General features: G+C 40.2%; 28 protein-coding genes. 1 reads left to right on the forward strand and 27 read right to left on the reverse strand.

What is annotated here, in order from left to right; all coding sequences use genetic code 11:
• Positions 1-121: 121 nt before the first annotated feature.
• The 12 genes from ccsB to HRJ06_RS16530 all read right to left on the reverse strand — a co-directional run bounded on the left by ccsB (position 122) and on the right by HRJ06_RS16530 (position 10,302).
• Complete coding sequence (gene ccsB / locus HRJ06_RS16475; protein WP_174734054.1) at positions 122-1,309, reverse strand: c-type cytochrome biogenesis protein CcsB; 1,188 nt, start codon at positions 1,307-1,309, stop codon at positions 122-124.
• Positions 1,310-1,321: 12 nt separating this feature from the next.
• Positions 1,322-2,947 (reverse strand): cytochrome c biogenesis protein ResB, encoded by a 1,626-nt coding sequence (gene resB, locus HRJ06_RS16480; RefSeq protein WP_174734055.1) that lies wholly within the window; start codon positions 2,945-2,947, stop codon positions 1,322-1,324.
• A gap of 23 nt (positions 2,948-2,970) precedes the next feature.
• On the reverse strand, positions 2,971-3,495 hold the full coding sequence (gene resA / locus HRJ06_RS16485; RefSeq protein ID WP_174734056.1) for a thiol-disulfide oxidoreductase ResA: 525 nt from the start codon (positions 3,493-3,495) through the stop codon (positions 2,971-2,973).
• Positions 3,496-3,589: 94 nt separating this feature from the next.
• Positions 3,590-4,315: a pseudouridine synthase gene (locus HRJ06_RS16490; RefSeq protein ID WP_174734057.1), complete on the reverse strand. Its 726-nt coding sequence runs from the start codon at positions 4,313-4,315 to the stop codon at positions 3,590-3,592.
• A 144-nt stretch (positions 4,316-4,459) separates the two neighbouring features.
• Positions 4,460-4,990, reverse strand: coding sequence for a spore maturation protein (locus HRJ06_RS16495; RefSeq protein WP_174734058.1), 531 nt, complete (start codon positions 4,988-4,990; stop codon positions 4,460-4,462).
• A 6-nt stretch (positions 4,991-4,996) separates the two neighbouring features.
• Positions 4,997-5,584 carry a nucleoside recognition domain-containing protein gene (locus tag HRJ06_RS16500; protein ID WP_174734059.1) on the reverse strand — a complete coding sequence of 196 codons (588 nt, stop codon included), beginning with the start codon at positions 5,582-5,584 and terminating at the stop codon, positions 4,997-4,999.
• Complete coding sequence (locus HRJ06_RS16505) at positions 5,577-6,719, reverse strand: D-alanyl-D-alanine carboxypeptidase family protein (RefSeq protein ID WP_174734060.1); 1,143 nt, start codon at positions 6,717-6,719, stop codon at positions 5,577-5,579. Before HRJ06_RS16505 ends, HRJ06_RS16500 begins: the two co-directional genes overlap by 8 nt.
• A 109-nt stretch (positions 6,720-6,828) precedes the next feature.
• Positions 6,829-7,719 (reverse strand): superoxide dismutase, encoded by an 891-nt coding sequence (locus tag HRJ06_RS16510; protein WP_174734095.1) that lies wholly within the window; start codon positions 7,717-7,719, stop codon positions 6,829-6,831.
• 188 nt (positions 7,720-7,907) lie between these two features.
• Positions 7,908-8,396, reverse strand: a complete 489-nt coding sequence (locus HRJ06_RS16515) for a DUF3907 family protein (RefSeq protein ID WP_174734061.1) — start codon at positions 8,394-8,396, stop codon at positions 7,908-7,910.
• A 17-nt stretch (positions 8,397-8,413) separates the two neighbouring features.
• A complete protein-coding gene (locus tag HRJ06_RS16520; RefSeq protein WP_174734062.1) occupies positions 8,414-8,833 on the reverse strand; it encodes a hypothetical protein in 420 nt (139 codons plus the stop codon).
• Between the two features lie 130 nt (positions 8,834-8,963).
• Entirely contained in the window at positions 8,964-9,548 is a 585-nt protein-coding gene (scpB, locus tag HRJ06_RS16525; RefSeq protein ID WP_174734063.1) for an SMC-Scp complex subunit ScpB, read from the reverse strand.
• Positions 9,535-10,302, reverse strand: a complete 768-nt coding sequence (locus HRJ06_RS16530) for a segregation/condensation protein A (RefSeq protein ID WP_174734096.1) — start codon at positions 10,300-10,302, stop codon at positions 9,535-9,537. The genes scpB and HRJ06_RS16530 overlap by 14 nt, the downstream gene beginning before the upstream one ends.
• A 300-nt stretch (positions 10,303-10,602) precedes the next feature.
• On the opposite strand from HRJ06_RS16530, the gene HRJ06_RS16535 reads away from it, so the two are divergent.
• On the forward strand, positions 10,603-11,118 hold the full coding sequence (locus HRJ06_RS16535) for a DUF309 domain-containing protein (RefSeq protein ID WP_174734064.1): 516 nt from the start codon (positions 10,603-10,605) through the stop codon (positions 11,116-11,118).
• A 121-nt stretch (positions 11,119-11,239) separates the two neighbouring features.
• On the opposite strand, the gene HRJ06_RS16540 is transcribed toward HRJ06_RS16535, so the two are convergent.
• From HRJ06_RS16540 to HRJ06_RS16610, 15 genes are all read right to left on the reverse strand, one after another.
• Positions 11,240-11,608 carry a GNAT family N-acetyltransferase gene (locus tag HRJ06_RS16540; protein ID WP_174734065.1) on the reverse strand — a complete coding sequence of 123 codons (369 nt, stop codon included), beginning with the start codon at positions 11,606-11,608 and terminating at the stop codon, positions 11,240-11,242.
• 548 nt (positions 11,609-12,156) lie between these two features.
• Entirely contained in the window at positions 12,157-13,476 is a 1,320-nt protein-coding gene (lysA, locus tag HRJ06_RS16545) for a diaminopimelate decarboxylase (protein ID WP_174734066.1), read from the reverse strand.
• A gap of 159 nt (positions 13,477-13,635) precedes the next feature.
• Positions 13,636-15,114 carry a spore germination protein gene (locus HRJ06_RS16550; protein ID WP_422392738.1) on the reverse strand — a complete coding sequence of 493 codons (1,479 nt, stop codon included), beginning with the start codon at positions 15,112-15,114 and terminating at the stop codon, positions 13,636-13,638.
• Entirely contained in the window at positions 15,098-15,676 is a 579-nt protein-coding gene (gene spoVAEA, locus HRJ06_RS16555; RefSeq protein WP_174734068.1) for a stage V sporulation protein SpoVABEA, read from the reverse strand. The genes HRJ06_RS16550 and spoVAEA overlap by 17 nt, the downstream gene beginning before the upstream one ends.
• A 29-nt stretch (positions 15,677-15,705) precedes the next feature.
• Positions 15,706-16,128: a stage V sporulation protein AB gene (locus tag HRJ06_RS16560; RefSeq protein ID WP_174734069.1), complete on the reverse strand. Its 423-nt coding sequence runs from the start codon at positions 16,126-16,128 to the stop codon at positions 15,706-15,708.
• A complete protein-coding gene (locus HRJ06_RS16565; RefSeq protein WP_174734070.1) occupies positions 16,118-16,738 on the reverse strand; it encodes a stage V sporulation protein AA in 621 nt (206 codons plus the stop codon). Before HRJ06_RS16565 ends, HRJ06_RS16560 begins: the two co-directional genes overlap by 11 nt.
• A 379-nt stretch (positions 16,739-17,117) precedes the next feature.
• The gene (gene sigF / locus HRJ06_RS16570; protein ID WP_174734071.1) at positions 17,118-17,879 is read right to left on the reverse strand and encodes an RNA polymerase sporulation sigma factor SigF; all 762 of its coding nucleotides are present in this window, start codon (positions 17,877-17,879) and stop codon (positions 17,118-17,120) included.
• Positions 17,880-17,892: 13 nt separating this feature from the next.
• Complete coding sequence (gene spoIIAB / locus HRJ06_RS16575; protein ID WP_174734072.1) at positions 17,893-18,336, reverse strand: anti-sigma F factor; 444 nt, start codon at positions 18,334-18,336, stop codon at positions 17,893-17,895.
• Positions 18,336-18,686, reverse strand: a complete 351-nt coding sequence (gene spoIIAA / locus HRJ06_RS16580) for an anti-sigma F factor antagonist (protein WP_174734073.1) — start codon at positions 18,684-18,686, stop codon at positions 18,336-18,338. The genes spoIIAB and spoIIAA overlap by 1 nt, the downstream gene beginning before the upstream one ends.
• A 121-nt stretch (positions 18,687-18,807) precedes the next feature.
• A complete protein-coding gene (locus HRJ06_RS16585; protein ID WP_174734074.1) occupies positions 18,808-19,980 on the reverse strand; it encodes a D-alanyl-D-alanine carboxypeptidase family protein in 1,173 nt (390 codons plus the stop codon).
• Between the two features lie 326 nt (positions 19,981-20,306).
• The gene (locus HRJ06_RS16590) at positions 20,307-21,611 is read right to left on the reverse strand and encodes a pyrimidine-nucleoside phosphorylase (protein ID WP_174734075.1); all 1,305 of its coding nucleotides are present in this window, start codon (positions 21,609-21,611) and stop codon (positions 20,307-20,309) included.
• A gap of 36 nt (positions 21,612-21,647) precedes the next feature.
• A complete protein-coding gene (locus HRJ06_RS16595) occupies positions 21,648-22,472 on the reverse strand; it encodes a purine-nucleoside phosphorylase (protein ID WP_174734076.1) in 825 nt (274 codons plus the stop codon).
• Positions 22,473-22,490: 18 nt separating this feature from the next.
• A complete protein-coding gene (gene deoB / locus HRJ06_RS16600) occupies positions 22,491-23,672 on the reverse strand; it encodes a phosphopentomutase (RefSeq protein WP_174734077.1) in 1,182 nt (393 codons plus the stop codon).
• A gap of 202 nt (positions 23,673-23,874) precedes the next feature.
• Complete coding sequence (gene xerD, locus HRJ06_RS16605; RefSeq protein WP_174734078.1) at positions 23,875-24,768, reverse strand: site-specific tyrosine recombinase XerD; 894 nt, start codon at positions 24,766-24,768, stop codon at positions 23,875-23,877.
• Between the two features lie 3 nt (positions 24,769-24,771).
• Positions 24,772-24,999 (reverse strand): YqzK family protein, encoded by a 228-nt coding sequence (locus HRJ06_RS16610; protein WP_174734079.1) that lies wholly within the window; start codon positions 24,997-24,999, stop codon positions 24,772-24,774.
• Positions 25,000-25,021: the final 22 nt, after the last annotated feature.

The raw sequence follows: 25,021 nt of genomic DNA on the forward strand, positions 1-25,021 counted from the left end.
TTTTAGCATAACGAATGTAATTAGAGCCTTTAACCTGCTTCTTTTCACTTGCATAGGAATGAGTGTTTTGAGTATACAAAAGGCCTTCACCGCATAAATGGACGGCCTTAGCAAAACAGCCTTATGAACCAGCGTAAGAGTGCAATCCAGCAATAACAAGGTTGACAGCTATAAGATTAAACATCATAATAGCAAATCCAATTACTGCAAGCCATGCTGACCTTTCCCCATGCCAGCCTTTTGACAGCCTCAAATGCAGAAACGCTGCATAAAATAGGAAAGTGATCAGTGCCCATACTTCTTTTGGATCCCAGCCCCAGAATCGTGTCCAAGCAATCTGAGCCCATATCATTGCAAAAATTAATGCGCCAAGAGTAAAAATTGGGAAACCAATTAATACAGATCTGTAACTGATTTCATCTACAAGATCAGCACTGATATTTTTAACCAATGGCTGAAGCATCGCAGAAACCCTTTTCCTAAAGATCAGTCTTAATAGACCATATAAAAGGAGACCGGATCCAAGAGACCAGATTAGGGTATTTAATTTCTTTGCATTAATGATTGCCGGCATTTCAATAAGAGGCTGGAAGCTTCCTTCTGACTGCAGTTCACCTTCATTAGGCCCAACAATTGCAGGCATAGCAAACTCAATTTGATCTTCAGCATTATTTTTATCAATATAATTAAACGTTGACTCATAATTAGCCATTGAAAATGCGGTTGATACAATAATGAATCCTAATGTGCTAATTAGTGTATACATGATCACTTCTAGCCAAAAGGTCTTCTTATCAGACTTGGTTTGATCAATAACTTTCACCAAATAGATTAAAGCAGCTGCAAAGCTTATTGAAAGTACCGCTTGGCCTAATGCAGCGGTGGTAACGTGAATATGAAGCCAATCACTTTGTAATGCTGGTATCAAAGGTGAAATTTCTCTGGGAAACATACTTGCATAGGCAATAATTAAAACGGCAATTGGAAGGGTGAACAATCCTAACAATGGTGTTTGATAGATAAAATAAATCACTATAAAAGCACCAACGAGCGCCATTCCAAAAAAGGTAGTGAATTCAAATAGATTACTTACAGGCGCGTGTCCTGCAGCTATCCACCTTGTTATAAAATATCCAACCTGTGCTATAAAACCAATAATAGTGATTAAGATTCCAATTTTAGCTGAGCGGCTTGGAGCTATTTTTGTCCCATCAGCAGACTTTGCTTTAATGGCTCCGCTAAAGAAAACAATTGAAACCAAATATAAAACAAAGGCTGTATATAATAAATTTGAACTAAGCTGTGCCATAGTTTACTCTCCTTATTCCTTTTTGTCTTCGCTCAACTGGTCTTTTGGAGCAGGAAGCCCTGTTTCATCAAAGACTGATTCCAGCTCTCGTTTAAGACCATGCCAGTTTTTATTTGTATGTCCTGCTGTCCATATTTGTCCGTCCATTTTTCGAATCCAAAGACGGCGATGGTTCCAGTATGCTCCCTGGATAACACCTATCATAAATATAGCTCCACCAAGACTGATAATCCATAGCGTAAGGTCTTTTCGAACTGTAAGTGCAGAAACATCCTTTGTTTCTACTCCATTAAATGCCATTTTGTATTCATTATCTCCAAGCGGCTCTATTGTCTGTTGAATTGCAACAAAGCTGACCTCCCCATCCGGATTTTCAGGAGTAACCATGTTAAAAACAAAAGCAGGATTATTTGGGATTCTAGATTTAGTAGTCGGATCCCCTTCCCCATCAAACTCAAAATCGGGGAAGTAGCTCATCACTTCAACATAGTACCCATTTCCAAGGTCGAATTCTGTTTGCGGGTCGAATAAATCAATTGTAATATTGCCATACGATTCTTTAGTTTGTTTATTTTCAAGCCTAAATAACATTTTGTTCAATTCATCACGCTTATAATCTACTTGATACAAAGCAAAGCCATCAATCTTTAACGGCTCATTGACACGTATCTCTTTATCCTTTATCTTCTCAAGCTCAGGTTTCTCACCGGGAATTGTATTCCCTTTTTTCTGATAGAGTGTTGCGTTCGTTTGATAGTTTTTTACAACTGTTCCAACCCGGTCAATTGCAGCATCAAAAACTTCATCATCAGTTTCTTTATCATAGATTTCTAGAATAAAATCATTATTAGTCAAATAATACTGCCCGTCTGTCCCAGGAATAACCTTTGTTTCCCCTTCACGGACCCACAGAATTTGATCAACATACATACCCGGCACAAACCGAAGCATCCCGCCGACAAGAAAGATGATTAAACCAACATGGTTAACATATGGCCCCCATCTTGAGAAGCGGCCCTTTTCAGCCAATAAATTCCCATTCTCTTCTCTAATATTATAACGTTTAGCTTTCAGCTTTTGTTTGATTTTCTCTAAATCCATATCTGCATCGGCTGTATCTGAGATCCCGAACAACCTTTGGCGCTTTAAATAGCCTTCATGTCTTGAAACACGCTGCGTTTTTAAAGCCCTATAAAGAGGCACCACACGATCCAGACTACAGATTACAAGTGAAACTCCAATACTCGCAATTAGGATTAGATACCACCAGGAACCGTACATATTATGGAGCCCAAGTTCGTAATATAGCTTACCCACCCAGCCATACTGATCCTCATAATATTCTGATGCTGGCATGACCGGAGGGATATACATTTCTTGCGGCAAAATGGTTCCTAACGCTGAAGCTCCAAGAGTCAGCACTATTAGCCAGACACCTACTTTTACGGATGAAAAGAAGTTCCAAATCTTATCGATAATTGTTTTATTATATGTTTGCGACCTTCTGGCACTTCCCTCGTAACGCATATCAAGGAGCTGTTTATCTTTCTCCTTGTCATCGAGAATTCTGCCGCAGGATTCACATAGTATTGTTCCATGCGGATTTACATGTCCGCATTCACACTTAACTTCATTCATAACAAAATCTCCCTGTATGCACGTTAAGGTTTAATTAACTCCATATACTCTTGAATCTTGTCTTCCGTCAACTCTCCAGTATGAGATTTAATTACTTCCCCATCTGGATTAACCAAAAAAGTAATTGGAAGAGGATTAATTCCGTATGCAGTTTGAACCTGCCCGTCTTTATCTATAACTACTGGAAATGTAAGGTTATGCCGTTCAATAAACTTATCTACGGCTACATCGGACTCACTTACATTTACAGCGAGAACATGTACACCCTGATCTTTATACCTTTGATATTGTGTTTCCATATAAGGAAATTCTCTCTCACATGGTTTGCACCAAGTTGCCCAAAAATTCAAAAACACACCTTCGCCTCTATAATCGGATAATCTCTGCTGTTCGCCTTCCCTATCAACAAGGACGAAATCAGGTGCCATTTTGCCAATTTCAACTTTTTGTATGTTATCTTTTGTCAAGTTGGCATAAAGCGTATAGGCAACGGCTCCCCCTAAAACAAGCAGAATGACCGTTCTGATTACTGTACGCCGTTTTTTCATTTTAAAATCCTCCACCCCATACGGATTACTATTATATCATTTTACAATACGGTCACGTTGTTTACTTGAATAACTGTGAACGTTCTATGACTTTTCACTGGTGTTTCATGGCAAGAGTTCTAAGCTGCTTAACTTCATGAGGCGTTAGTTCCCTAATTTCCCCTGGTTTTAAGCCTCCCAAATTCAATGTTCCGTATCTCTCACGTTTAAGCTTTACTACTTGATGTCCGATGGCTTCAAACATTCTGCGAACCTGTCGATTTCGGCCTTCACGAATAGTTATCTCAATAATGGAAGAGTCCTTTTTCTTATCCATTGATAGCATTTTGGTTCTTGCAGGTGCAGTTTTCCCATCCTCAAGGCGGATTCCCCGGTCAAGTTCTTTAAGTTTTTCACGCGAAGGTATTCCTTTTGTTTTCACTACATAGACCTTCTCCACCCCACTCCGTGGGTGCATAAGTTCATTTGCAAATTCCCCGTCGTTTGTTAAAAGAAGCAATCCTGAAGTATCGTAATCAAGTCTGCCTACTGGATAAATCCTTTCTTTAATAAATTCAAAGTAGTCAGTAACTACTCTTCGCCCTTTCTCGTCATTAACACTTGAAATGACGCCACGCGGTTTATAAAATACAAAATAAACTGGTTCTTCCCGCTCAATTTGTATCCCTTCAACCTCAACACGGTCAGATGGCGTAACCTTTATTCCCAGCTCTTTGACCACTTTTCCGTTTACTTTTACCTTGCCTTCTTGTATAAGTTCCTCTGCTTTCCTTCTTGAAGCTATTCCAGCGTGCGCGATTACTTTTTGGAGTCTTTCCATGAGGTCACCTCTATAATTGATATTTTAATGTTAATTCGAATATTTTTGTGATTCTACCATACTGAATTATGACATAAGTTGTCCGAATTTCAAAGCAAGGGCGCAAGAACAAACAAAAAAAGGCCCCATTTCTGGAACCTTAGTTTAACTAAATACAACTGTTACTACAACTATGGCTGCCACAATCCCAACTAAATCAGCTAACAGGCCTACTTTCAGCGCATCTCCCATTTTTTTTATACCTACTGCACCGAAGTAAACCGTGAGCACATAAAACGTGGTATCCGTGCTACCCTGTAAGACTGCAGCAAGTCTGCCAATGAATGAATCAGGGCCATAAACACCAATTATATCACTTGTCATTCCAAGAGCTGCCGTCCCTGAGATCGGCCGAATAATGGCGAGCGGTACGATTTCAGGTGGTATCCCAACCATTTCCATTCCTGGCCTAATGAAATCCATTAAAAAATCTAGTGCTCCCGAGGCTCTGAAGACTGATATTGCGACCATCATGCCAATTAGGAAGGGGATAATAGATACAGCAATTTTTATTCCTTCCCTGCCGCCCTCTACAAAACTTTCATAGGTTGGGACTTGTTTTATTGTTCCATATATCAATACAAACCCAATCAGTACAGGGATGAACCATAGAGATATTGCAGAAATCATTTGCATCGGGACTCATCCTTTACGACTTCTTCTATAATAGAAATATCGATCAATCATGATCGCCCCAATAGTGGAGCAAAGGGTAGCAATAATGGTCGGGCCAACTATATCGGTTGGAGAGGCTGAATTGTAATTCATTCGAATAGCAATCACAGTAGTTGGAATAAGTGTCAGGCTGGACGTATTAATGGCCAGAAAAGTAATCATTGATCGGCTTGCCGAATCCTTTCCTCCGTTAAGCCGCTTTAATTCCTCCATCGCCTTAATGCCTAACGGGGTAGCCGCATTCCCGAGCCCAAACATATTGGCAACCATGTTAGAAAGAATATATCCCATTGCAGGATGATCTTTTGGAACTTCTGGGAACAAGCCTTTAACAAGAGGACGGCATAATTGAGATAATTTAGCCAATAAGCCAGCTTCTTCTGCGATTTTCATCATTCCAAGCCAGAATACCAAAATACTTATTAAACCGATACAAAGGGTAACAGCTTCTTTAGCACCCGTGAAAATAGCTTCGTTAACCTCTGCCATCGTTCCATTTACTGCAGCAAAAACAAGGCCTATTACCGTCATGCTTACCCAAATGTAATTAACCATTTTTGTCCAGGCCTATAATAGATGTAAAGATACTTTTGAAAAGCTTAAAGAAGGAATTCTCTTCTTTCTTTTCTGTTTTTTCAAAATGGACAGGCAGCTCTTTAACCGGTTTTTCATCAAAATATATAATAGCTTTACCAACTATATTTGGTACCTGTGTACTGTCCTTCCATTCTTTTCGGGGTTTTAGAAGCTGATATTTAACATTTAGCAGTTTTTCTTCCTTTTTGGTTACTGGGTAGTATACTGGGTGCTCCAGATACAGCTTGTTTTTGTAAACTTTGCTTTTTACTCCCTCGATTTTACCCTCTGGTAATACCTCCACTAATTTATAGTAACCAAAAGTAGATTCATACATTTGTATATGGTCATTCCAATCATCAGGGCCATTGAGCGTCACTGCAATTAAATCTAAGCCTTTTTTTGATGCTGTTGTTACCAGTGTTCTTTTAGCCCTCTTTGTATAACCTGTTTTTCCTCCAGTACAATATTCATAGAGATCTGTTAACAGCCTGTTTTTGTTATGCCACACTCTTTCCCAAGATTCATTGGGATTTGGAGCGCGGTGAACTTTTGTACCTGCAATTTTTCTATAGATTTCGTTATTCATTGCATATCTTGTTAATATGGCCATGTCATAAGCTGTAGAATGGTGGTTTTCATGGTCGTCCAACCCGTGGGGATTAGCAAAATGAGTGTTTTTCATCCCAATCTCTTCTGCTTTTTGGTTCATAAGATAAGCAAAGCCATCCAGGCTCCCGCCAACATATTCAGCAATGGCAGCAGCTGAGTCGTTACCAGACCTTAGCATCAAGCCATATGTAAGGTCTTCTAGTTTAATTTTTTCTCCTGGCTTTAAGTAGATCGCGGAACCTTCTGTCCGAGCTGCATTTTCACTTACCTTTACCTGTCTGTCTAACTTCCCAGATTCTATGGCAAGAATTGCAGTCATAATTTTTGTTATACTTGCAATTCTCCGGACAGTATGGGCGTCTTTCTCATAAATAACCCTGCCGGAATCCTGCTCAATTAAAATAGCGCTTTGGGCACTCACAGAAACTGCCTCGGTTTTTTGCGGGGTATTCATAAAAAGCAGGACCGCAGCCAAAGCCAAAATAATCCATTTTCTAATCATTGAACAAACCTCGTCTCCTTTATGGGTTTGTACAAGTTTATGCAGGACAAGGTCCAATATGACTCGAACTTATTTTCTACTGTCCAGATTGGCTAATAACAAACTTCTGTTAATAAGGGGGCCACTTTATTTCAGAAGCTCGTTCAAGACGTTTTTCTACATCACGCCAATTGACAACCTGCCACCAATTTTCTGCATACGCTCTTCTATTATTCTTATATTGGGGATAGTAAGCATGCTCCCAAACATCTAAAACTAAGAGTGGTGTGGTATCCCATTGTGTATAGATCATATGGCTTTCGGATTGGAGGATTTCTAAATGGCGAGAACGAGGAGACCAGACAAGAAGTGCCCAGCCTGCCCCTCGTAACTGACTGCCCGCTTCAGTAAAATGCTTTTTAAACACTTCAAAGCTGCCAAAGTAACTATCTATCATATTAATCAGCTTTCCTTCCGGCTTTCCTCCTCCTTTTGGACTCATGTTTTCCCAAAAAACTGTATGTAAATAATGGCCCGATCCGTGAAAAGCAAGTTCTTTAGTCCAATGATTTAACAAACTATAATCCCCATTTTCCCTTGCTTTTTTAAGGTTCTCTTCCGCTTGGTTCAGGCCATCGACATACGTTTGATGATGTTTCTGATGATGGAGTTTCATGATTTCGGAAGATATGAACGGCTCTAAAGATTCATATGGGTAAGCCAATGGAGGAAGCTTATGTTGTCCAAGCGGAACGGCTGGTTCGTTTATCCATATCGAGCCAACTTGTTGCCTTGAAGAAAAATAATTCTCCATTTCATTGTGCAGTGTTTCGACTTCCAATTGAAGGTTAACGAGGGCTTTCTCATCTACAGTCGAAGAAAGATTTTCTACTATGTCAGTAAACCGGTCGAGATTGTCCCATACACTTTCAGACTTAGAAATTTCTTCAGCCTCCAAAAACTTTTTCCATCTTTCGTTCCATTGACCTACTTCCTTAAAATATTCCTCAAACTTGCTCATCATTTCATCCTCCAATTTCAAATCTGCTTGTACCATACCTATGCTGCGAAAATGCAAATCTTGAATGAATTAGCAGGATTGAAAAGAACAAATCATCAATCTTGGATTCCACGTAAAAAAAAAGAGTGCTTTAGTGAACCGCCCTACAACAATAGGGGCAGTTCACGGCTGCTCTCTTTTTTAATACTTTATTTAGAATGTAATATTTTAGTACGGTAATCTGTTTCATAATATTCAAGTTCTTCCCTGATTCTTTGAAACTCACCTTCAAGTCCAGCCATAAGACTGCCTACACCCTTAGTAACACCTTGCCTGAATTTAATTGAGTTTTTTCCTGTATAGGCGGAACGGCTGTCTTCATACCAAACGTCACTTCTAGGAGAAAAAAACTCTTCTATACAATGGTAATATATTCCGAAAAGGGTTTTTTCCGCAGCAGGTTTGGAAAATGGATCACCTTGAAGGACAACTTTACAAGCTTCAAGGCCTTCTTCGCAAGAAACAAGCAGTTTACGAAGATTAGACAAAATTGTCTTATTATAATCTTCGCTGCCTTGAATTTCCTGCTCCATGCTGCTGAGCGTAGTTTCATTAAGAAAATCCTCTAGTTTTAGAACCGTATTGCTAAGAAAATCTTTAACATCTTTAAGCTGTGAATGAACAATCGTATTTCCCACTGTACACCTCCGAAAATTTAAGTTGGCTGAATAATAAACTCCAAAGCAGATTGAAGTTCATATGGCTGCCCACTTTCTATCGACATTAATACTTCAGTTACCTTTTCATAATTAATGCCACTGAAAACTTCCGCAAAATCCTGCTGTGAATTAATGTAAACACGTTTCCGGTGGCGGAAACCCGGATTTTTCAATAAACAAACTAGCGCAACTATATCCCTGAAGAAGACTTCACGTGAGTTAGCTTTGAAAATTGGATCTTGTTCATAAGGTGTGAAGTTTTGCATCTGTTCTTCAAAGAAGCGGACATATAAAACATGCAATGTTTTTTCTTGTCCATTCTCAGCAAACGTTACCTCACTCCGATTAAAAAAATCCTCTGAGGTATTGGACTTCTCTTTTTCCAGCTCATAGCCATTAGAACGAATAATTTTCAATCTTAGCCCCTCCGGATTTTTACAAGGGAATAACCTTGATTAAATATATTATTAAGAAGAAAAAATTCGCTTCATTCTCTGAAGCATTTAAAATAGTTAATTTATTTTATCATATTTTCAGCCGTGTTGCTTACAAATCAACTGATTCTTGGAATTTTTCAAAAAACAAATCCGCATCTTCCTCTGTTGGATCGTCCTCTACTTTTTCTGGAAGTGGAGGAAGTTCTTTAATATTCTTCAATCCGAAGTAATCCAAAAATTCTTTTGTCGTCCCATATAAATAAGCTCGCCCGGTTCCTTCAGCTCTGCCTACCTCTTTAATCAGTGCCCGGGAAACTAAGGTGTGTATTGGCCGTTCTGTTTTTACTCCGCGAATTTCTTCAATTTCTGTTCTGGTGATAGGTTGTTTATAGGCTACTATCGCCAGCGTTTCAAGAGCGGCCTGGGATAAATGTGCAGCGCCCGGTGATTCTACAAGTTTTTTTAAGTAAGGAGCAAATTCTTTTTTAGTCACAAGCTGATAAACTCCAGCAAGATGGACAATTGTTACCCCTCTATTGCTGGACTCAAACTCCTCCTGTAAATCAGAGATAAATTCGTTTGCTCTTAACTCGTCCACTTCGAGAACACCGGATATTTGTTTTAAGGAGAGCCCTTCATCACCTGCAGCAAAAAGAAGGCTTTCCAGAATTCCTTTCCAATTAATGATTTCCAAGTAGTTCCGCTCCTTTCGAGGATACGAATATTTCGGCAAAATTGCTTTCTTGGTCGATGCTGATTTCTTTTCGCTTCATTAGCTCTAAAATCGCAAGAAACGTAACCACTATATGCTCCTTCTCAGGAACAGGAAAAAGTTCGTAAAAGCTTTTACGATGATTAAACCGGCCCAGCAATTCAAGAATTTCAGCCATTCGCTTTTCAATCGAAATTTCCTGCCGGCTAATTTTTGTTGACACTGGCCGCTGTAACTTTTTCCTTCTTAAAAGCTTTTGAAAGGCCCCAAGCATATCATACAGAGATATATCCATATTTCCAAGATCCAATGCGGCTTCACGGCTGTAATCAGAAAGATCGCTCGGAGGCTTCGTATACATTAATCCTCGTTCTTCCTCCATTGTCCTCAAGTCAGTTGCAGCTTCCTTATATTTTTTATATTCAATGAGCCGTTCAACTAATTCATTTCGAGGGTCATCCTCTTCGGATTCAAAATCAAAGCTTTCATCAAACTGGTCTTCTTCTTGTTTAGGCAGCAGCATTTTGCTTTTGATCGCAAGGAGAGTCGCAGCCATGACCAAATATTCGCTTGCCACATCCAGCTGCAGGTCTTTCATTGTATGTATGTATAGTAAATATTGCTCGGTAATGTTAGCCACCGGTATATCATAAATGTCTATCTCAAGACGATTAATAAGATGAAGCAGCAAGTCCAGCGGTCCTTCAAAAGCATCAAACTTCACATTGTATTGCATCATTTCCCACCAGCATTCTAAGAGTCTTAAGTTTTCATTATAGAGGATTTATAAAAGTTATCCAATAAAAAATTTATGGTAAGACCTCACAGCTCTTACCTTCCTGAAAGCTGGCTGAAAAGTAAACATACTAAAGAGTGATTTAAATGATTCTGGATACGGATACTTACTGATATAAATAATTGTAACAGCCAGCAGATCATCGGCATTAGATGAAATGCACTTTGAGCCATGTTTGTACATATGATAAGCTGTAAATACAAATATTTTTCTCGTTAAAACTGAGGGCAGGAGGTTTTTATGTATCCACAACAATATATTGAGTATTTAATCCACTTCCACGGCAGCCGGGATTATTTTGAATGCCATGAACTATTAGAGGAATACTGGAAAGAAACTGATAAAGGAAACAAAAACTCTGTATACGTTGCTCTCATATTACTTGCCGTCTCTGCTTATCATCACCGTCGCGGAAATTTCCCAGGTGCTATCAGAACCCTTGAGAAGTCGCTGAGTATCTTTCAGCAAACCAAACCCGACACTGCAAGGCTCGGCCTTGATGAACAGGATTTAGAAAAACTGCTGGATTCCAAGATGCAAGATTTGAGAGCTGAAACACCTTATAAAAGTTTTAATCTGCCCATTTCTGATGAAAGACTATTAAACACATGCAAAATGGAGAGTATTCGGATGGGTTATATCTGGCTCAAAGAAAGTGATATGGCAAATGAGGATATCTTAAACCGCCATTCTAGCAGAGACAGAAGTGAGGTTATTAATGACCGACTAAAAGCCCTTAAGCTAAAAAGGAATTAATACACTCCCTATTCACAGTAAAAAAACAAATCGCCTTGAACAGCCTCTTTAGTAAGCGCATGGCTTTTGACTCGAGGTGAAGCGTAGGAGTTAACCTTTAAAAAAAGGCAGTAGGATGACTTCATCCACTGCCTAAATCAATTTGTTCTGAGCTGCATTTTTCAATGAATGAAGCAGTGTCATCATTACCAAGCAGGGTTTTTTCCGGGTACAGTTCTTTAAGCGCTGTTACCATCTTTTTTCCGATACCTTGTTGACGATGGGATGGGTTAACGGATATATGCTGTATTTCAAAATTGTTTCCCTCAGCAAATATGACCCCAGCTAGCCCAATGATGTCATCTTCTTTCCACAAAAATAGCTGCCAGCAATCTTCACTTTCATAAGTTTTGATCGTTTGCTGCAACTTCTTCAGGTCTTTTTCATTAGGCATAAATGACAATAAGCCCATTGCAATTTTCTCAAATGATTTTTTGTAACGAATCAACATTTTTATCCCTCATTAATTAGTCAAACTAATATAGTTAACTATAACAAACCCATTTTTTCCATTACAGCGTAAAGTTAAACCTTATACAGTATATGTTATTTGGCTTCCTTGGTTCTTTATTGCTTTTATCGAAGGCAATGCATGTTGTTATTATAATACATAATTCATTTTAATACTTCAAATGATATTTTTAATAGTCAGCGAGGGCCAATAAAGAGCCAATAGACTACTCCCCAGCCTAGTGCCAGCACTAGCATCAGGATAAATAATATCCAGTTTTTCTTATTCAAATTGATTTCCTCCCTACAAGGTAATTCTACACTAGGACCATCTCTTTATCCAAGCAAAGCCAATAAGTAACCGGGAGGCATCTACTTAGATACGAAAACACGTAGAGGCGCAGCGGCAGGATATGTTGGCTAATGACAGGAATTTGGACGAAGTACACTAGTCGCCGGGAGCCGGTTACGGCAATCATACGGATATCCGTAATCGGAACTTTTATTGTTTCCTAAACGATGAAAAAAGTTAAGCTGCCGTGCGGGCGCTTAACTTTTTACCTTTTCCTTTAACGGCATGTCCAGTCGAATTAAATCTTCAAGGGTTTCTCGTTTTACGACTTGCCGTACTTCGCCATTTTCAACAAATACAACAGCAGGCTTGGCTAGCCTGTTATAATTATTTGCCATCGAATAACCATAAGCGCCGGTACAAAAAACAGCTAAAATATCGTTGCTGTCCGTTTTAGGAAGAGGCAAGTCCCAAATAAGCATATCCCCTGATTCACAGCATTTACCTGCTATAGAAACTGTTTCTTCAGGTTCCTCCAAGGCTTTATTGGCTATAATCGCCTCATATTTCGCCTGATACAGGGCTGGTCGAATATTATCACTCATTCCCCCGTCTACAGCTACATATTGCCGAACATCAGGCACTTCTTTACGCGAACCAATTGAATAGAGTGTAGTTCCTGCATCCCCTACTAGGGATCGGCCTGGTTCAATCCAAATTTCAGGCATGCTCATGGAAAAGCGGTCGGCCTGTACTTTTACTTCAGCAATAATCTCTTCTACGTACTGCGAAGCTGGAATCGGATCATCCTCTTCTGTATATCTAATCCCGAATCCTCCACCCAGGTTTAACACTTTTACGGAGTGCCCTTTGTCTTTATGCCATTCATTTAATTTTCCAAAGATTTTCCTGGCAGCTAATATAAAACCTGTTGTTTCAAAAATTTGTGAGCCAATATGGCAGTGAACCCCAAGTAAATCGAGATTTTTAGCATCGATTGCATAATCAAAAGCTTGATCTGCCTGCCCGTTCTGCAGCCCAAAGCCAAATTTCGAATCTTCCTGCCCAGTTAAAATATAATCATGTGTATGGGCTTCAATACCAGGTGTTACCCTCAGAAGGATCTTCGCTTTCGTCCCCTTTTCACCGCAAAGTCTCTCAAGCATCTCCAGTTCATAAAAATTATCAACCACGATGCAGCCAACCTGGTAATTTAAAGCCATTTCAAGCTCTTCCCTGCTTTTATTGTTTCCATGAAAGTGAATTTTTTCAATTGGAAATCCTGCTGCTATAGCCGTGTAGAGTTCTCCTCCAGATACCACATCAAGCGAAAGCCCTTCTTCTTCAGCTAGCTGAACCATTGCAACTGTTGAAAAAGCCTTGCTAGCGTATGCTACCTGTGCTGTGACACCCAATTTTTCAAACGTTTTACGAAAGCTTCTTGCCCTTTCTCTAATTAACGCTACGTCATAAACATAGAGCGGGGTTCCAAACTTGCCTGCAAGTTCAATTGTATCCACTCCGCCAATTTCTAGATGTCCTTGATTGTTGATTTTTGCTGTACCATGAAACTGCATACTTTTCCCCTCATTCCTAATCTCCAAATGTTCATTCAAACGAAGTTCTATTTTTTAATAAAAAGACAGTTTAAAAATAAAACTGTCTTTTTGTTCATAGTTTATCCAAATTTAAGTAAACTCACTTTATCATATTATATGTCAATTCGCAATTGCATTTTAACTTTTAAGAGGTTGTTTAACACGGTTTCTAGCATGAACGATACTCGGACGGATTTTAGATCCTGGCACAGCGCGTCGAATCAGAATCTGCATAAATGCTGTAGGCTCAAACGGGATAAAAGGCCACATATATGGGCTATTCAAAGATTTTATGTGTACTAGGAAAAGAATCCAGATCGTTGTTCCAATCATAAACCCAGGGAAGTGGAACAAGGCTACAAGGATCAGAAGAATGAGACGGACTAATTTGTTTGCTATACTCAACTCATAGCTTGGTGTAGCATACGTACCAATAGCCGAAACAGCTACATATAAAATGACTTCCGGCACAAATAAGCCAACGTCGACGGCAATTTGACCGATTAGCACTGCTGCAATCAGGCCCATTGCTGTCGAGAGAGGTGTAGGTGTATGGATAGCTGCCAGCCTTAAAAACTCTATCCCTATATCGGCAAAAAAGAGCTGAAGAACGATTGGAATATTAGACTCCTCATTCGGCCCGATAAACGAAATTGCTTGTGGAAGCATTTCAGGTTCTAAAACATATAAAAACCATAATGGCAAAAGGATCAAAGAGGCAAGAACGCCAAGAAAACGTACCCATCTGACAAACGTTCCAACAGCCGGTGACTGCCGAAACTCTTCCGCATGCTGCAGATGGTGAAAATATGTAGTTGGAGTGATGATAACACTAGGTGATGTATCTACATATACGAGAACATGGCCTTCCAGTATGTGGGTGGCTGCAACATCAGCCCGCTCTGTATACCTTACTAAAGGATAGGGATTGTATCCTTGTTTGACCATAAACTCTTCAACTGTTTTATCCGCCATTGTAATCCCATCAATCTCAATTGAATTAATTTCTTTTCTCACAACATCAATAAGATCAGGATTAGCAACATCTTTTAAATAGGCTAGTGCGACATCTGTTTTAGATCGCTCACCTACCTTCAGCATCTCAAACCTAAGCCTCTCATCCCTTATCCGTCTTCTTGTAAGTGCTGTATTAACAATGATATTTTCAACAAACCCATCTCGAGACCCTCTGATTACCTTCTCTGTGTCTGGTTCTTCTGGCTGACGGCCAGGATAGCTTCTTACATCAACAACCAGGCCAGTGGTTTCTCCCTCCACAAAGACAACGATTAAGCCGGAAAGAACCTGATCTACAGATTCATCGAGTTTTTCTATTTTCGTTACCGACTGGTGGGCCAAGCGGTTTTCAACCAATTGAAATAAATTGGTTGATAGCTTCTCACGATCATTAATTCCAATCAGCTCTTCTACGATTTCAATGATAAACTGCGTATCACAGAGCCCATTAACATAATAAAAATGAACATTTTTTCTTAGTATTTTTAGCTTTCTAACTCCTAAATCAAAACTTTCACCAAGACCGATTCTTTCTTTATAGTACCTTTCTATCTCTTCAAGAGACTTAGGAATGGGCTTCTTTTTAGTCTCTGTCCCCATCATATCCGCTCCTTTCTAGTATTAATTCGACCGCCTTCTTTGTAATTGGGGCACCTAGTTCATAGTGGTCTTTACGGCCCATCTTTCCAATATCCCCCACTCCGACAACCAGCGGAACATTCAAATGATCTAGACAGTAAACAGTATCCCCGTTGATTCTGCCTAGGTCCATCTCAGGGATTCCATACTTATCCACACCATAGGGTGTAAGTTCTCCATCTTGGTCGATACAAACATCAATTTTTGTCCATTCCGCCTTTCTAGTTTTTGCAGCCACTGCTATTACACCAAGCACCTCAATATCCTTGTGCCTGGCCACGTATTTTAACGCTTTTTCTCCTGCGCCTTCTCCAACAAACCCGCTGTCATCAAACATTACGAGTACTGGGTCGTGGACAGCTTTTTTAATCCATCCAACAATTTCTGGACCTGTTAAAGAAGACGGATTTCCGTGTGTAGCAGATATGCATCTGGCACCGATGTCGGCTGCAACCCTTTCAACTGCTTTACGCGCGTATTCGTCCCCATCTGTTATAAGGATAACCTTCCTTCGAGTTGTCATAGCCAGCGATCCTTTCATAGGAGAATACTCTAACGGTCAACAAAGTAAATCCATTGGAATAATGAACCGAAAACCTTGCCAAGCACTATCCCCATCAGCAAGAGGATAATTTTATCTTGTATTCCCACCCTTTTAGCTAGTATGGGAAGGACATTTAAAACTTCAGTCAGCGCTGCAGCAAGCAAGCCTACAAATACTCCTCCTGCAAGCCCCATCGGAATGAGCAGAAATGCCGGAAGATGCAGGATAGGGTCTTGAAGGCTGCCAATTGTTCCTGTGACTGCACCTAGTACTACAGCCCATTCATACCATTTTAAGAACTTTATTGTTTTTGATAACTGTGTTAATCGCGGAAGAATTCCTAGTACAGTTAGGAATGCCACGAGACCCGCTCCAACTGCTAACCCGCCTGCAAATCCCGAAAGAATTACAAATAACACCTTAATGGTCATCCAGCTGTTTTATACTTTCTTTATTTTCATTGACTGCAACATACTGGTCCAGGGCTTGCTGATAGTTAAACATTTCAACTTCAAGCGGGCTTGGTTCTTCGTTGATTCTTTTTCTAAATAAATGGTTAAAGAACAAGATCATACCGAGCCCAATTCCAAATGAATAGGGGATTTGGAACAGCAAGGGCTTTGCTTCATATTTTCCTGTCATAATTGTATATAAGCGCTGCTGTACTTCCTGCATGCTTACATCCTCATGGAAATTCATTATTGTTAGAGCGGCTCCTAAAAAGAGCAGAAACCAGATTAACACTACGAACACTGGACTTAGTTTGTTTCTTTTATAAACAACCTCAATAATTGTCTGTGGTGCACCCATAGTCTGGATTTCAATGGCAGGATACCGCTCGGTTATAAACCCGATGACCTTCATAATATCTAGCACGATAAGATTGTTATCTTTTGGGGAAACCTTGTAGACCGGCAGCATACTTAACTCTTGAAATATGTGTTCACTAGAAATGATCTGGGCAATATCCTTTAAATAAACTGACTGATTCGGAAAGACATGCAGCCTAGTTCTCATTCGAATGTAAATTGTTTTTTCCATTCATTTCACACCCAACACATTGATTTCCTGTTTTTTATAGTATTCGTTGGTTAATTCTTTTCATGAAGCCCAATAAATGGATAAAATAAAAGCGGAGCCGACTGTTTAGAAACGAGAAAACTGGAAACTCCGACTAAGAAGCGTTCTTTGCTTCTGTCGGAGGAGTTGAAGTTTTCCGAGTTTCTAGAAGGCGAAGCTGGATAAAATAAAAGCGGAAGCGCCTATCCAGCCTCGACAAGCACTGGAAGTCCGAATCTATGGCTCGTATCTCCAAAAAACTACTGGGAGGTCGAATGAATGCACTGCAGTTGAATAAAATAAAAGCACGGCTAATTTGTCTTGCACATTATAGTGGGCAATAAAAAAAACCGTATGGATTTTACAAATCCATACGGCCCTTCATTTGCTGTAATATTTTTTTCTCTAGACGAGAAACCTGAACCTGTGATATCCCAAGTCTGACAGCCACTTCTGACTGAGTTTGATCTTTATAATACCGCAAATACACAATCAGCCGTTCCCTATCATCGAGTTCGCGAATGGCTTCCTTTAACGCGATCTTATCAAACCATCTGCCTTCTTCTCCATTGTCGATTTGATCCAGGAGAGTGATCGGGTCTCCATCGTTTTCATATACAGTTTCATGAATAGATGCAGGTGTTCTATTTGCCTCCTGAGCAAAGATGATGTCCTCAGCTGATACGTCGAGGTATTCAGCTAATTCATTGACTGTTGGGGTCCGTCCGAAATTTTTCGATAGTTCATCTTTTGCCTTGCGGATTTTATTGCTCATTTCCTTTAATGACCGGCTAACTTTGACGGTTCCATCGTCACGAATAAATCGTTGGATTTCCCCGATAATCATCGGCACTGCATAGGTAGAAAACTTTACATCGTAGGAAAGATCAAATTTATCTACTGATTTGAGCAAACCGATGCTGCCGATCTGAAAAAGGTCGTCAGGCTCATACCCACGGTTTAAAAAGCGCTGAACAACCGACCAGACTAGACGCATGTTCTTCTGAACGATTAAATCCCTTGCACCCTGATCACCTGTCTGGCTTCGTTTAATCAGTTCCTTGACTTCATGATCCTTTAAATAGGTTTGGCCGCTGCTATCTTTTTTTACCTCCACATCCATAAGCATGACTCCCTTAATTGCATAGCGCTTTACTTTTTGAAAGGTCTTTTTTTAGGCGGATTTCGGTCCCGTTTCCTGGTATTGAAATAACCTCAACCTCATCCATGAAATTTTCCATAATAGTAAAACCCATTCCAGACCTCTCTAACTCTGGTTTAGAGGTGTACAAAGGCTGGCGCGCTTCTTCAATATCGCTAATTCCCATTCCTTTATCTTTTATGGTCATGTCGACCAGCCCGTCCTGAATGGTCACAGTAATATAAACCATCCCTGATGGGTCATTCTCGTAGCCGTGAATAATGGCATTTGTAACAGCTTCGGAAACAACCGTTTTAATTTCTGTCAGCTCATCTAAAGTTGGATCAAGCTGTGCAATAAATGAAGCAACGGTAACACGGGCAAACGATTCATTTTGACTTAAAGCACTAAACTGCAGATTCATCTCATTCCTATTCATTAGGCACCCCCCCATCTTTCTAAAGCGTATTCTTCTGTCGGCTCTAATCGAACAATTTTGAACAAGCCTGACATATCTAACAGCCTTTTGATCGAAGGGGATACTTTACAGACAACCATTTCTCCATGCAGGTGCTTAATTTGTTTATATCTTCCCAAAATGACTCCAAGACCCGAACTATCCATGAACGAAAGATTCTCAAGGTTCAATAGGATATGGCGTACGTTATTATCTTCAAGGGCTTTTGTTGCTTTGACACGAAGTTCATCTGCAGTATGGTGGTCTAGTTCGCCGCTTAAGCGGATACATAAGACTTCGCGTTTGATTTCCATATTAATGTTAAGACTCACTATCCAAAGCCTCCTTATCTGGTATAGTGAGTCAATTCTATTTTATTGGTGCTAAATCCTTCTCACGGACAAAACTAGTGCCTTTTCGCTAAAATAGTAATGATTTTACTCACTTTCGACACTACTCTCCCATTTTAGTAAACATACCGAAGGATCGTTTGTATAACTCCCACCAGTTTGCATTCTTAACAGATTTGCTTGCGACTAACGGGGTCTCTACGATCGTCTTTCCGTCTTTTTCAAGTTTTAGCGTTCCAACCTTATCACCTTTTTGGATAGGTGCTTTGATGTTTTTCGCCAATGTAACTGTCTGCTTTACGTCTTTAATGCTCTGACCCTTTTTGGTTAGTAATGAAACACTTTCAGATGTGACGGCGTCAACGGTTTTTTGACTCCCTTTACTTAACACTGCCTTTCCAAGCAGATAATCTTTTTTATACATAGGATGGGTTTCATATTGACTAAAGGCATAATCGAGCATTTTAGTGACCTGTGCATTTCTCGATTTAGAAGTAGGCGCACCAAAAACTACAGCAATGGCTCTCATCCCATCTTTCTCGGCGGTAGCTGTCAGACAATACTTCGCTTCATTCGTAAAACCTGTTTTCAGCCCGTCTACACCTGGATAGAACCGGACAAGTCGGTTTGTATTAACCAGCCAGAATTTTTTATCAGTGTCTTCCCTCAGGTATGCTTCATACGTACCAGTAAAATTTGTGATATCTTCATATTTAAGCAGTTCTTTCGCCATTATAGCCATGTCATAAGCTGTACTATAGTGACCTTCAGTAGGCAAGCCTGTAGGATTTTTGAAAACAGTATTTTTCAAACCTAAATCCTTTACCTTGGCATTCATTAATTTCACAAATTCACCTTCTGAACCAGCAATCCTTTCCGCTAAAGCTACTGAAGCATCATTTCCAGAACCGATCGCAACACCCTTCAACAACTCTTCGGCGGTCATTTCTTCACCGGCTTCCAGGAAAATTTGTGAACCTCCCATGGATGCCGCATACTCACTTGCACGAATTTTTTCGTTAAGTTTGAGCTTCCCTTGATCGAGTGCTTCCATGATAAGCAGCATGGTCATTATTTTGGTCATGCTAGCCGGGGGAAGTTTTTCTTGACTGTTCTTATCAAACAGGATGGCCCCAGTATCACGTTCAATTAAAATAGCGGACTTTGCATCATCCACCAGCTTTATATCTGACTCATTGGCAAATGCAGCAGGTGTTAATATAGAAGCGAGTAATAAAGGAAAAACCAGTAAACCAAAGACTTTTTTGCATAACATGAGCATAACCCTCCTATCTTTATATCGTTTATTTTTTCCATTACATCCAATTTTATACAAAACCTCGAAAAAACTTGGATAGAATTCTATTTTATTTTTTTATAAAAACGAAAGCGCCCGTTAAGGCGCTTGGGAGTTGGGGGTATGACTAGAGATAAAAGGAAACATGAAGAGCGGGCAATTCGATGTTGACTTATCATAGGGAGGTGGGCAAAGTACATTAGTCGCTGGAGCTGGATGCTACATAGCAAACGATTATCCGTAACTTTACTAGTGTTTTAAACAATAAAAAGAAGCGAAGGATTACCCCTTCGCTTCTAACTCATTTATTCTGTTATTTCTTCATGTATCAGGACAGGTGCATCAACTTTTTGTTCAGAGATTGTGATACTATTGTAAAGCTTGTTACGCACTTCAGTAACATCACTAAAATTGCTGTATATCGTTAATAATGAATCACCGGTTTTGACTTGATCTCCGATTTTTTTCTTCAATACTAGTCCAACAGCCAAGTCTATGACAGACTCCTTGGTTGCTCTTCCAGCACCTAATAACATTGCCGCCGTTCCAACTTCATCTGCAATAATTTCAGAAACATATCCATCTGATTTTGCTTCTAACTCATAGATGTACTTTGCTTGTGGGAGTCTTTCCGGGTCGTCAACAACTGAAGCATCACCGCCTTGTGACGCTAGGAAAACCTTAAATGTCTCAAGTGCTCTTCCACTTTTTATAGATTCTTCTAGAAGTGTTCGTGCTTCTGAAAGCGATTCAGCTTTTCCACCAACAAAAACCATATGACTGCCTAGTGTTAGGCAAAGCTCTGTTAAATCATCAGGTCCTACACCCTTCAGTGTATCAATCGCTTCCTTAACTTCCAGTGCATTTCCGATTGCAAAACCTAATGGCTGACTCATATCCGATATAACAGCCATTGTTTTTCTGCCGACATTATTCCCAATCCGAACCATCGCTTGTGCGAGCTCTCTCGAATCATCAATTTTTTTCATAAAAGCTCCTGCTCCTGTTTTTACATCGAGGACAACAGCATCTGCTCCGGCAGCAATTTTTTTGCTCATAATTGAGCTGGCAATGAGCGGAATGCTGTTAACTGTCGCTGTTACATCACGAAGCGAGTATAGCTTTTTATCGGCAGGTGTCAAATTGCCGCTTTGACCAATTACCGCAATCTTATTTTGATTAACAAGCTGGATAAATTCTTCATTTTCAATTTCAACGTGAAATCCGCTAACAGCTTCAAGCTTATCAATTGTTCCTCCTGTATGGCCTAGACCCCGGCCAGACATCTTAGCAACTGGAACCCCAACAGAGGCAACGAGCGGTCCCAACACTAATGTTGTGGTATCCCCGACTCCGCCGGTGGAGTGCTTATCAACCTTTATTCCTTTAATTTTTGCTAGGTCTATCTGGTCTCCAGATTCCACCATTGCCATAGTTAAATCCGCACGCTCTTGTTCAGTCATCCCCTGAAAATATATAGCCATTGTCAAGGCACTCATTTGGTAATCGGGAATGGTGCCATCTGTGTATCCCTTAATGATAAACTGAATTTCTTCGCTTTTTAATCCATTCCCGTCCCGTTTCTTTTGAATCAAATCAACCATTCTCATTGTTTTCACCACTTTTATAAAATATAGGATTCCAGATTAACTTCCCTTGATTTGTTTGACTAGTTCTTTTACATAAAGCAGGAAACTAGCTTTTACATTTTCTGTTGTCTCCATTACCTCATCATGGGTCAGCGGCTGGTCTAGTATACCTGCTGCCATGTTTGAAATACATGATATACCTAATACCCTCATTCCTGAATGCCTGGCAACAATTACTTCTGGCACTGTGGACATGCCTACTGCATCACCGCCTATGGTTCTAAGCATTCTGACCTCGGCAGGGGTTTCATAGGTTGGACCTGTATTTCCAACATAGACACCTTCCTGGACAGCCAGTTCCAGACTAGCAGCAGTTTTTTTCGCGAGTGAACGCAGTTCCTTATTATAAGCTTCACTCATATCAGGGAATCGGGCGCCAAACCGCTTGTCATTTGGACCGATCAGCGGATTGGTTCCCATATTATTAATATGATCTGTTATGATCATCAAGTCTCCCGGTGTAAATGATTCATTAATACCACCAGCAGCATTTGTAACAATCAGTGTTTCCACGCCCATGTTTCGCATCACCCGGACCGGAAACGTTACCTTTTCCATGCTGTATCCTTCATAAAAATGAAATCTGCCTTGCATAGCTACAACCTTTGTTCCGTTTAATGTCCCAAACACAAGCTGGCCTGCATGGCCCTCAACGGTTGAAACCGGAAAGTCAGGAATTTCGCTGTATGGAATTGCGATTGGATTTTCAATCTCATCTGCTAGTACTCCCAGGCCAGAACCTAGTATTAGTCCTATTGCAGGCGTATCTTTGAATTTATCCTTCAGAAACGCTGCTGCATTTTGAATTTTTTCAAACTCCATTCTGTTCACCTTTTTCTTTTAAATTTGATTTAAAAAACTGGCTCCGTGCTTCGGCATTTTTACCTTATAGTTTTCTGCCACTGTTGCACCTACATCAGCAAAGGTTTTACGCACAGGCAGTTCCTTCCCTTCTTCCATTCTCTTGGAATAGACGAGAAGCGGAACGTACTCTCTTGTATGATCAGTCCCTGGATGGACAGGATCATTACCGTGGTCTGCAGTAATAATCAATAAGTCATCTTCCCCTAGCTTTGATAGAACCTCAGGCAGGCGGGCATCGTATTCTTCGAGTGCAGTTCCATAACCTTGCGGATCACGCCTATGTCCGTACAGAGCGTCGAAATCCACCAAATTCAAAAATGCTAAGCCAGTAAAATCCCGGTCAAGAGTTTGAATAAGCTTATCCATTCCATCCATATTTGAGACAGTTCTAAGGGAGTCAGTCACACCTTCACCATCATAAATATCTGAAATCTTCCCAATTGCAATGACATCTAAATCTGAATCCTTTAGTTCATTCATGACCGTACGTTCAAAAGGTTTCAATGCATAATCATGGCGGTTTGCTGTTCTCTTAAAATCTCCGGCTTCCCCAAGAAATGGACGGGCAATAACACGGCCAACCATATACTTCTCATCAAGTGTTAGTTCTCTGGCAATTTCACAAATACGGTATTGCTCCTCAATTGGGATGATTTCTTCATGGGCAGCAATCTGAAGAACAGAATCTGCAGATGTGTAAACGATTAATGATCCTGTCTTCATATGTTCTTCGCCTAGTTCATCCAAAATTTCCGTTCCGCTCGCCGGTTTATTACCGATAATCTTTCTGCCCGTGCGGTTTTCTAATTCTGTAATTAACTCCTCAGGAAAACCATTAGGAAACACTCTGAATGGAACCTGGATATTTAAACCCATTAACTCCCAATGTCCTGTCATCGTATCCTTTCCATTAGAGGCTTCCTCCATCTTCGTATAAAAGGCGAGCGGCTTCTCAGCACTCGGTATCCCCTTTACATCACGGATGTTGCCCAGCCCAAGTTTTGCCATGTTTGTCATGGTGAGTCCATTCAGCTTCTCGGCGATATGGCCTAGAGTATCAGAGCCTGTATCTCCAAATCTTTCTGCATCCGGAGCCTCCCCGATTCCTACTGAATCCATCACGATCAGAAACACTCTTTTATATGTATATGAACCCATTCATAAATCCTCCTTCTATATTGAATACGTTTGCAATACACAAATAAACCTCACAAATATGTTACCCAGTTCATTAGCATATAACCTTATTATAACCACTCGTCAGAAGTCTGACATCTATATCTTACTAAAAAGTACTTACTAATAACAAGAAAAAAGCTGCCCCAATTGAGACAGCTTTTTGACAGTTTCTATAAATCTATTAAGCTCGCGGATGAAATTTACTATAAACATCCCGAAGCCTCGATTTAGTTATATGCGTATAAATTTGAGTAGTAGAAATATCAGCATGGCCCAGCATCTCTTGTACCGCTCGAAGATCGGCTCCATTTTCAAGAAGATGTGTCGCAAAGGAGTGTCTCAGGGTATGTGGTGTCAGTTCTTTTTGAATTCCTGCTTTCAGAGCAAGCCCTTTTAAGATCTTCCAGAAGCCTTGCCGTGACAGCTTTTTTCCATAAAGGTTCAAAAACAATGACTCGTCCCGATGGTTTTTTGAAACGAACTTAGGTCTGCCTTCACTGAGGTACTCTTCTAATGCAGCCGCAGCCGATTTTCCAATCGGAATAATTCTCTCTTTATTTCCTTTACCAATACAGCGAATAAACCCCATGCTTAGATGGAGATCGCCTAATGTTAGTCCTATTAATTCGCTTACCCTGATCCCTGTCGCGTAAAGCAGCTCTAGCATCGCTTTATCCCTGATGCTGAAGTGATCATTTCCTTGCGGGGTTTCCAGCAGCCTTTCAACTTCCTTTAGGCTAAGAACTTTGGGAAGTGAGCGCTCAGACTGGGGCGATTCAATATGAACAGTCGGATCCTGCTTAACTGCTCTTTCCCGGAGTAAGAACTGGTGAAAAGCCCGGATAGAAGCGATATGCCTAGCAAGCGTTTTAGATGATTTGCCTCCATCTTTTAAATAAGCAAGAAAATGAATAATTTGAACTCGTTGAACATCATTTAAATCGCCTATATCTTCAATCTTTTTTAAGTATTTTAAATAGCTTTTTAGATCGCGCTCATAGGATTCAATAGTATTCTTTGCCAAGCCTTTTTCTACAATTAAAAAGTGTATAAAGTCTCTGAGACGATCTTCCATAACTTACTCCCCTATCCAGTAAAACAGAATCAGCCGATCGAGCCAAGATGCTTCCTCATTCGAGTAAGATGTTGACACCTTCACCGCAGCTCCTTCTGGCGCATCATATCGATGATAATTTTGATATTCTTCATTTATCCACATGATACCATAATAAAAAAGTATTGTGCATCCCGTGAACAATACAAATACCTTAATGGTATGAAAAACAATTCCAATCCAAGCTTTCATCGGACTTCCCCCAAACAATACC

The sequence above is a fragment of the Mesobacillus harenae genome (assembly GCF_013343715.1).
Lineage (GTDB): Bacteria > Bacillota > Bacilli > Bacillales > Cytobacillaceae > Mesobacillus_A > Mesobacillus_A harenae.